The organism is Halorubrum sp. Ea8, assembly GCF_002252925.1.
Taxonomy (GTDB): domain Archaea; phylum Halobacteriota; class Halobacteria; order Halobacteriales; family Haloferacaceae; genus Halorubrum.
On the sequence record NZ_NHPF01000025.1, the window covers coordinates 1 to 9672 of the forward strand.

At 61.5% G+C, this 9672-nt stretch carries 8 protein-coding genes and 1 pseudogene; 8 read left to right on the plus strand and 1 reads right to left on the minus strand.

Going from position 1 to position 9672, the window contains the following annotated elements:
* Positions 1-935: 935 nt before the first annotated feature.
* A complete protein-coding gene (locus tag DJ74_RS01520) occupies positions 936-1244 on the minus strand; it encodes an AbrB/MazE/SpoVT family DNA-binding domain-containing protein (RefSeq protein ID WP_254921545.1) in 309 nt (102 codons plus the stop codon).
* A 357-nt stretch (positions 1245-1601) separates the two neighbouring features.
* On the opposite strand from DJ74_RS01520, the gene DJ74_RS01525 reads away from it, so the two are divergent.
* The 8 genes and pseudogenes from DJ74_RS01525 to DJ74_RS01560 all read left to right on the plus strand — a co-directional run.
* Positions 1602-2687: a glycerophosphodiester phosphodiesterase gene (locus DJ74_RS01525; RefSeq protein ID WP_254922120.1), complete on the plus strand. Its 1086-nt coding sequence runs from the start codon at positions 1602-1604 to the stop codon at positions 2685-2687.
* Between the two features lie 225 nt (positions 2688-2912).
* Entirely contained in the window at positions 2913-4382 is a 1470-nt protein-coding gene (locus DJ74_RS01530) for an ABC transporter substrate-binding protein (RefSeq protein ID WP_094526083.1), read from the plus strand.
* A 1-nt stretch (position 4383) separates the two neighbouring features.
* Positions 4384-5271 (plus strand): carbohydrate ABC transporter permease, encoded by an 888-nt coding sequence (locus DJ74_RS01535; RefSeq protein ID WP_094524346.1) that lies wholly within the window; start codon positions 4384-4386, stop codon positions 5269-5271.
* A 128-nt stretch (positions 5272-5399) separates the two neighbouring features.
* Entirely contained in the window at positions 5400-6158 is a 759-nt protein-coding gene (locus DJ74_RS01540) for a carbohydrate ABC transporter permease (protein ID WP_394338276.1), read from the plus strand.
* Positions 6155-7306, plus strand: coding sequence for an ABC transporter ATP-binding protein (locus DJ74_RS01545; RefSeq protein ID WP_094526084.1), 1152 nt, complete (start codon positions 6155-6157; stop codon positions 7304-7306). The genes DJ74_RS01540 and DJ74_RS01545 overlap by 4 nt, the downstream gene beginning before the upstream one ends.
* Entirely contained in the window at positions 7303-7974 is a 672-nt protein-coding gene (locus tag DJ74_RS01550) for an HAD family hydrolase (protein WP_094524349.1), read from the plus strand. The genes DJ74_RS01545 and DJ74_RS01550 overlap by 4 nt, the downstream gene beginning before the upstream one ends.
* Before the next feature lie 19 nt (positions 7975-7993).
* Positions 7994-8770: a sugar phosphate isomerase/epimerase gene (locus DJ74_RS01555; RefSeq protein ID WP_094524350.1), complete on the plus strand. Its 777-nt coding sequence runs from the start codon at positions 7994-7996 to the stop codon at positions 8768-8770.
* A gap of 642 nt (positions 8771-9412) precedes the next feature.
* Positions 9413-9672 (plus strand): annotated as a pseudogene (locus DJ74_RS01560) (IS5/IS1182 family transposase); the annotation flags it as partial.

Sequence of the window (9672 nt, forward strand, 5' to 3'; positions counted from 1 at the left end):
CCCCCCCATCGACCGCACTAATAGAGGCGATACCCCCCTCCGACCGATGAGAGGAGAAGATGAAGGGGGTCCCTCGCCCAACGCGAGAATGAGATCCACCACGTCGCGACGACCGTGGACCGTGGAGGAAACGACGCGAAGCCCGAGAGGAGATCGAGCGCCGACCGCGCTCGCAGCAGCAACACGATCGTCGCCGTCGACGACAGAAGACGAGCTCGCACCGAGTATCAGAAACCAGAGAGAAACGAGACGTGGACCGTCGCGAGAGATGACGCGAAGTGACCGATCGACTGACGTCGATCGTGGAGAAGACCGCAACGCAACGCGTGTGCTCGAACCCCAGATGATGACGTGGACCGTCGCCGTCGATGACGCAGATGATGAACGCGAAGTGAACGCGAGCTCGGACTCCCGAGGATGAGGAACGCGACGTAGCCCGAACTACAGATCGACGCGTCGCGACCGTGGAGCCAACAACGCGCGTCGCCGTCGAACACGCCTCGACGCCGACATTGCTTACACGTAGACAGCTACAGCAACAAGCCTTACGTGGGGGTGCGCCGCTCACAGCGACTTCCCACGACGAACGACGCCCGAGATGAGACGCGAACAGCAGCGCACCAGAGCGCGACCGAGCTCACCGCGTTGACCGCGAGAGACGACCGTCGATCGCGGAGTGACCGCACCGCACGCTCGCCGCGTGGACCGCAACCAGCGATCGCGGAGTACCGCCTCAGCTACCGCGACCGAGTCGCGCTCGAACCGCACCGTCCGTCGTCGTCGCCAGCGTGGATCGTCGCCAGCGATGTGAGCGTGACCCCCGAGTGTGTGAGTCGCGAGAGTGGAGTGTGGAGTCATTTCTACGCAACTCCCGAGCAATAATCCCCACGTCGGAGAGGGGTTCCAACAGGAGAACGAGACAGCGATAAACGGATCTATTCCGGACCGCACTGATCCGAATCGCGCTTCTCACGGAGTAATTCAGTCGCAGGGGCGTCCGTCGTTGCCTCCGCGTTTCGCGCAGCAAAGCCCGCCATCTCCGACGCAGATGGAACTCGTTTGATGAATACCTCTCCAGTGTCCGACTCGTAGAATGCGACGAGTCCTGGAGGGTTAGCTCCGAGTTTATTACGGACCCGGTCTGGGATCGTCATTTCCCCCGACTCAGAGACGGAGGCTGTCTCGACCAGATCCATTTTGATACTGTCAAAACCGGTAGCCTCGGTCGATTCATCTCTGTCCATATCGCACCTGTGTGAGCAACGTACTTCAGTATACTCTCGTTCAAAACGGTCAGAAGGCATCAAGACCCTCGCATCCGGATTCCGGCGCTTTACGAGAGGGTTATCCGATGTTTATTGAGATTGCTGATAAAGGCTTCACATGAACGTAAGTGGGGCCGAAACCGTGCTATGACTCACTAACAGGCTGGTGTAGTCGGATCCCACCCATCTGCCCACATTCTGTAGTTCAGAGAACGGATGCGACATTGAGCTAAATAAGGGGGAACCACTATGGACGGACCGATGGGTATCCATAGATATAGACACCTCCGGATACCACATACCAGCCGATTTATTTGATCCCCGAGACATAATTACATGGCTCGAAATACCTGTGGGCGCTCCGCGAAGGCGGGGGAGCGGACGATGCGGCGCCGGCGACTGCTGAGAAGTACCGTCGGTGTCACCACGACGGGCACGCTGGGCGCCGTGTATACTGACGGCGGGATCGACTCTGGAGGCGGCGACGCGGCAGGCGATGATACCGCCGTACAGAGACGCGACGACGGATCTGGGCCGGTTGACGCTCGGTCACCGAGCGAGCTCACGCTCATCGCCCACCGCGGATTTGCGGGCGAAAACCCGGAGAATACCGTCACCGCGGCGCGGGTAGCCGCGAGCGAGAGCGTCCCGGCTGACGGCGGTGGGACGACGAGCCGGCGAGCCGACATCATCGAAATCGATGTCGTTCCGACGGCCGACAACGATGTAGTTGTGTTTCACGACGCCAATCTGTCCGGACGAGACGGCGGTAGCCGTGGGCTCACGGACGCGACAGGTGTCGTCTGGGAGACCGAGACTGCGACCGTCACCAGTGCGGAGGTACTTGGTAGCGGGGACACGGTCCCGCGACTATCGACGCTCCTCGATGTCGTCCCCCCGGACGTAGGCGTGAATGTCGAGTTGAAGAATCCGGGAAAATATGACCTGCGGTTCGCCGAGAAACTCTCCGACTCGGCGCTCGCGGACCGAGCGGCCGCCTGGCAGCCGTTCGTCGATCGCGTCGTTGAGGTGCTCGACGAGCACGACAACGAGTTCCTCTGCTCGTCGTTCTACGAAGGAGCGTTGGCGGCGATGCGTAACGCGTCGTCGTACGCGGTGGCACCCATTCTATGGGAGTCGGTCGGCGACGGGCTCGCCATCGCTCGGGAACACGACGCCGCGGCTGTTCACGCGCCGATGAAGCTCATCGCTGGGACGCCGTTCCACGACACCGCACTCACCGCCGGTGTCGACCTCGTCGCGGAGGCTCACGCGGACGGGCGCGACGTGAACGTGTGGACGGTCGACACGTGGTATCAGGCCGATCGCCTCGCCGCCGCCGGCGTTGACGGTATCGCCGCCGACTACTCGGGTCTGCTTCCGCGGGCAACTGACGCATCGGGCTCGGGCGGACGGCCCTGACGGTTGCACGGCAGCTACCCCTGTCAGCGGTCGTCCGCCGTCAGTCTCCGTACTGGATAGCGCTACGCGTTACGCGCGACCGAGAACCCGAATTCCTCTGAGATTGAACTGCGCGACTCATCAAAGTATATATCACACAATACGTTTCAGTGCAGTCGTACCGCTCCGTACTGGTACGGATTTTCGCGGACCGAATGGATGTCTACTGGGCGATTCTTACCGTTCATGTCATCTATTATAAGAGCTTATTATTGCTATCACGGAGTTGCTCTTGTGGCCAACGCCAACAATGCAAGCGAGAGGCGGCGTCGATTTCTACGAACGACCGGAGCAGCCGCGGTCGGCTTCGTGTCGGCTGGGTGCCTCGGGGCGACATCCGACGGCTCCGAAGACGCTGGAGGGTCGAGCGACTCGTCGAGTTCGACCAACAGCGCAGACTCGGGAGGCAGCGGGGAGACGACGATCAACTGGTGGCACGCGATGGGGGGAAACCTCGGTGAAACGGTTGACGCGCTCGCGGCCGACTTCAACGAACAGTCCGACGGCGTGACCGTTGAAACCAGCTACAAGGGGAGTTACGACGAGACGCTCAACGCAGTTACGTCCGCGATCGGGGCGGGCGAAGCGCCGGAGCTGGCACAGATCGTGGACCTCGGAAGCCGACTCACGATCGACAGCGGGGCGTTCGAACCGATGGAGGAGGCGCTTCCGAGCGACCGGATCGACTGGTCAGACTTCCAAGATCCGGTTATCGATTACTACTCGTTCGACGACACGGTGTACTCGATGCCGTTCAACTCGTCGAACCCGATCTTCTACTACAACAAGGATATGTTCGAAGCGGCCGGGCTCGACCCGGAGTCGCCGCCCGAGACGTTAGCGGAGGTCAGGGAGGCGAGCGAGACGATCGTCGATCAGGGGATCGCGGAGCAAGGGATTACCTTCGCTAACGTCTCGTGGTTCCCCGAACAGTGGTTCGCAGAGGCGAACGTCCCGTTCGTGAACAAGGACAACGGCCGCACGACAGACCCGACGGAGGCCAACTTGGACACCGACACGGCCGACCGGATCTTCACGTGGTGGGCCGACATGCACGCAGACGGCCTGTACAACCACGCCGGCGTCGGCAACTGGGGCGCCGCACAGCAGGCGTTCCTCAACGGACAGACGGCCATGTGGATATCGTCGACGGCCGGCGTCGCCTCGGCGACCGCGGGAGCCGAAGAGAACGACTTCGAACTCGGAACGGGGTACTACCCGACGGCCGGTGAAACACGGACCGGCGTCGTCATCGGCGGCGCGTCCCTTTGGATGACCCGCGGCCTGTCCGACGAGAAGAAGCAGGGGCTCACCGACTTCCTGCTGTGGTTGGCTGAAGCGGAACAGCAGGCTTTCTGGCACCAGAACACTGGGTATTTCCCGATCAGTGACAGTGCGGTCGAATACCTCGATGAGGACGGCTGGTTCGATGAGAACCCCAACTTCCAGACCGCGTTCGACCAGCTTCAGGAAACGGAACAGACAGTAGCGACGCAGGGGTGGCAGGCCGGGCCGGCGTCGGAGGTTCGAACTATCATCCAAGACGGATACGTCAGTATGATTAACTCCGACGTGACCGTCGATGAAAAGCTCGCTAGCATGAAATCGGAGGCCGACGACGCCCTAGAAAGCTACATCCAGAGCAAAGGGAACTGACATGGGCGTTCACGAGAACACCTTCGACAGCACGTTAGGGGCGTACCTCCTCCTGCTACCGACGCTCGTCGCGATCGTCGCGTTCCTGTATTACCCGTCGTTACAGACGCTCAGGTTCAGCTTCTTCCAGACCTTCCTGTTCGGGCAGAACACACGGTTCGTCGGCCTGGCGAACTTCACCGAACTCCTGAGTTCCCAAGTGTACCTCACGAGCGTCGGGTTGACAATCGCGTTCGCAGCGATAGTCGTCGTCGGATCGCTCGCCGTCGGACTCGCTGTCGCGTTCCTGTTGTACGAGGTCAGCGACGGCAAAGCGGCATACCTGATCGCGGCGATTTGGCCGTACGCGCTGCCGACGGCGGTCGCCGGGACAGTCCTGTTGTTCCTCGCTCATCCGAGCGTCGGCATTTACACGCACTACATCGAGGCGTGGTTCGGCGTCGAGGTCGACTGGTTCACCGTCGGCTGGCAAGGGTTCGCTGTCGTGGCCATCGCGGCGATCTGGAAACAGATCGGGTACAACGTGATCTTCATGCTCGCCGCCCTGAACAACGTGCCCGAATCGCTCAACGAAGCGTGCGAACTCGACGGGATCGAGACGTGGCGACGGCTCGTCCGCGTGTACATTCCGCTCATGTCTCCCACATTAGTGTTCCTCGTCGTGATCAACACGATCTACGCGTTCTTCGGGAGCTTCGCGCTCATCGACCTGATGACGCAGGGCGGACCGACGAATGCCACCAACCTGATGATCTATCAGCTGTACCGTGACGCGTTCCAATTTAACAACCTCGGACTCGCCTCCGCGCAGTCCGTGATCCTGTTCGTGCTCGTCGCCGGGCTCACGTTCGTCCAGCTGCGCGTGTCCGACCGCTACGCACACTACTGATGTCACTAGACACCGAAGACACCGCAGTCGGCACCCGAGAGGACGAACCGCTGTCAATAATCTCCGACACCCGGTTGGTCCCGGCGCAGTGGCGCGTCCACCTCGGACTCATCGGGTCGATCCTACTGATGGCCTCGCCGCTCCTGTTGGCGTTCGTCATGAGCACACAGACCGTTCCGGAGGTGTACGATATTACCAACGTCGGGATCGGAAGCGACGGACTCGCCAACTACGTCGAGGTGTTCACGACCTACGGCATGGCCTCGTACATGTTCAATTCGCTGGTGATGTCGATCGTGGTCACCGTCGCGAAAATCGCAGTGAGTCTCCTCGCCGCGGTCGCGCTCGTCTTCTACGACTTCCGATTCAAGAACGCAATCTTCTTTCTGATTCTATTTACGCTGATGTTCCCGGTTCCGGTGCGCATCGTCCCGCTGTACGAGATGATGGCCGCACTGGGATGGACGAACACGCTGTTAGCGCTCACCGGACCGTACGTCGCGAGCGCGACAGCCGTTTTCCTCCTCCGGCAGCATTTCATGTCGATCCCCGACTCACTGGTCGAGTCGGCCAAGGTCGACGGGGTCGGTCCCCTGCGCTTCCTCTGGGACGTGTTGATCCCGATGTCGCGGGGCATGATAAGCGGACTCAGCGTGATCACGTTCATCTACGCGTGGAACCAGTACCTGTGGCCGCTGATCGTCATTTCCGACCAAAACAAACAGGTCGTACAGGTCGGCATGAAATACCTTCAGTCAGTCGGGAACGCTGGCCAGACCGACTGGGGGCTCATCATGGCGGGCGCCGTGTTGACGTTGCTGCCGCCGCTGCTGGCGCTCATCGTCTTCCGCGGCCCGCTGCTGGAAACCTTCGGACTCTCAGAATGACCGGAATCACGACGACAGACTTGGTGAAACGCTTCGACGACGTCACCGCGGTCGACGGCGTCGACCTCAACGTTCGCGAGGGCGAGTTCCTCGTCTTGGTCGGCCCGTCGGGCTGTGGGAAGTCGACAACCCTGCGGTTACTCGCCGGGCTCGAATCTCCCACGGAGGGCGCCGTCGCAATCGCCGACGAGGACGTGACAACGACGTCACCGGGAGAGCGCGACGTCGCGATGGTGTTCCAAAGCTACGCGCTGTACCCGCACATGACCGCGAGGGAGAACATGACGTTCGGCCTCACGACTGCCACTCAGTTCACCGACGACGAAGTCAACGACAGGGTCGCAGAGGCGGCCGAGATACTCGATATCGAGGACCTCCTCGACCGGACGCCCTCTGCGCTCTCCGGGGGCGAGCAGCAGCGCGTCGCCATCGGCCGCGCGCTGGTTCGCGACCCGGAGGTGTTCCTGATGGACGAGCCGCTCAGTAACCTCGACGCGAAGCTCCGCGTGCAGATGCGCGCCGAGCTCGCCGAGTTACACGCCCAGCTTCAGACGACAACGTTGTACGTCACACATGACCAGGTCGAAGCGATGACGCTCGGCGACCGGGTCGCGGTCATGAACGACGGCGAGATACAGCAAGTCGCGCCACCGCAGCTGTTGTACGACGCGCCCGCGACCCGGTTCGTGGCCGAGTTCATCGGTAGCCCGGGCATGAACACCGTCGAGGGCACGATCAAGCGACGCGGCGACGCCGTCCACGTGACGTGGGAGCAAAACACCGTTCCGCTCCCGCGTCCGGTTCCCGAAGCCGTCACGTCGCGCGGAGGCGAGAGCGTCGTCCTCGGGGTTCGCCCTGAAGACCTCTCACAAGAGAAGCGCGGGCCGCTGAATATGGAGGTCACCGTCACCGAACCGCTGGGCGACTCGCTGCTTACGCGGGGCGTTGTCGGTGCCACCGAAATGGAAGTGAGCCTCCCGCCACGGTCGGCGGTCAATGTGGGTGACGTGCTGTCGCTGACCGCCGATCCCCAGCGGCTGCACCTGTTCGATGTCGAGACCGGAGCCGCGTTCTACCACTCCGCCGACGACGTCGCCTCAGAGGCGACCGACCAGACCGCCCGCGACGCGCCACGGAGCAGAACATGAATGGCGTCGAAACGCAGTACGACGCCGTCGTCTTCGACAACGACGGTGTGCTCACCTACCCGACAGACGAGTCGGTCCTGACGGAAGCGTCTCGGAGGGCGTTCGCGGGGTTCGATATCGACCCCGCTCCGAGCGATCTCCGCTCGCTCGTCGATGAGCTCTCAGTGGAGACGGTGCGAACGCTCACCGACCGGTACGAACTCGATGCGGACGAGTTCTGGCGTCGTCACGAGGCGGAACGCACTGCTCTGCAGTTGGAGGCGATCCGAGACGGTGAGAAACCGCTCTACGACGATGTCGGGACGCTTGCCGATCTCGCGGTACCGACAGCGATCGTGAGCAACAACCAGCACGCGACGGTGGAGTACATCGTCGCGGAGTACGGCCTCGAGACGATGTTCGAGGCGTACTACGGACGAAAACCGACGCTTCGAGGGCTCGAGCGTCGAAAACCGGACCCGTCGTATCTTGAGACCGCGCTCGACGCGCTGGATGTCGACTCGGCGCTTTATGTCGGTGACAGCCGCGTCGATATCGCGGCGGCACGCGCCGCCGGCGTCGACTCGGCGTTTATAAACCGCCCGCACCGGCGCGACTACCGTCTCGACATCCAACCGACCTACCAGCTCGAAACCCTCGCAGCCATCCCCGACCTCCAGCCACGGTAATCACACCCATACCTCACTTATGGATCCACGAATTGGTTTCGTCACGTCAGTAGCATCGGATCTCGAAACGCAGTTGCGATTCGCCGGCGAGCGCGAGTTCGACTACGTCGAAGTGCTCATGGACGGAAAGCATAACCACGAGCGTCTCACGCCACAGGCGACGGCTATCAGACAGATACTCGACGATCACGGACTTGACCTGCTCGTTCACCTCCCGTTCCCGACTGACATCGGGTCACCGTACGAGCCAGTCCGTACCGGAGCTATCGAGACGCAACAGACCTGTATAGATATCGCGGCCGAACTAGGGGCGGAAAAGGCCGTCCTTCATCCGGAGTCCTCCGCGTGGACAGTCGCGTGGGACCAGGAGGAACTCCGAGAGTACATCGACGGATCGGTCGCCGAACTGACCGCGTACGGCGCCTCGCGGGACGTCGAAATTTGTGCTGAGAACATCTTCGGTAGCCCGTATACCATCGAACACATAGACGAACTGCTCGCTGCCACGAACGCGTCGATGACGCTCGACACCGGTCACGCCCGGGTGACCGGATACGACGCGACGGAGACGGCCGCGTTCGTCGCTGATCATGCAGACCGAATCTCGCACGTCCATTTGAATGACACGCGCCGTCCAGCAGACGAACATCTCCCGTTCGGCGCCGGAAACCTCGACTTCGAACCCATCTTCGACGCGTTCCCGTCTGACTGGCAGGGGACACTCTCGCTCGAAGTCGGGACACAGTCACTCGACTACCTCGGTGAGTCGCGCTCGCAGTTGGACCGATACCTCTGATCCCCGGCGTCGCGGAGCCGGGGACCGTCAACCGCTGCCATTTGTTGTGAGTCGGAGTCCCTCGCCGCGAGGTGCGTAACTCGACAGTCGCCGGCCACACAGGACGGGTATCCCACACACGATACCGGACGTACTCAGGTGACGCGGGTCGGTTGAGCAATCGTCGACCGGCTGCGATCTGTGCGGGTGTCGCCGTCGCGTGTCCGTTCGTGTCGACCCAGAAGGGAGCCCCGCCGTCATGAAGGAGGTGGTCGAACACGAACGACTGCGGAATCGGGACGACGCGATCCCGTCCATGTCGAGCAGCGTGATGCCGTTGTCGAGTGATGGTCGCAGTATCTCCTCTATGGGTGGATCAGCGTGGCCAGCGAGGAACCGATTGCGAGCAGCCCCCGTGGCGGCTGATCCACTGCCAATCGGTCCGAGGTTGGGTGCTTTTCGGTCCTCGACTCGACGTCATCAATCTAGATATGCCGCGGCGTGGCGCTTCCGTGTTTTCAGAATCTAAGGGCTCTGTTGAAATCCTCAATTGGTGATATGTTCTTGGAGGCGTGCTGAATACAGGGCGCGGGCCGTGTTTAGACGCTAAGAATATTGCCTGAATGGCGGGATTTCGAGGAAGTGAAGCGAGCAGAGTTCGATGTGCCTTCGAAACTCGCCCGCTTCACCGACCGATGTGTGGCTTTGTCTCAAAAAGCTGTCGGGAGTGACGGAAATCAGCCTGTCAAGAAAGGGGAAGGTGGCTACGCAGACTGGGTGATCATCACTCTCCACGGACTTCGCGAATACCTCGACCTTCCGTACCGCCGACTCCTCGATATCCTCCGTGAAATGCCTGATATCGTGGAGAAAATCGGGCTGTCGGTCGAGGAGTTGCCGGACTTCACCACGGTTTGTGCTCG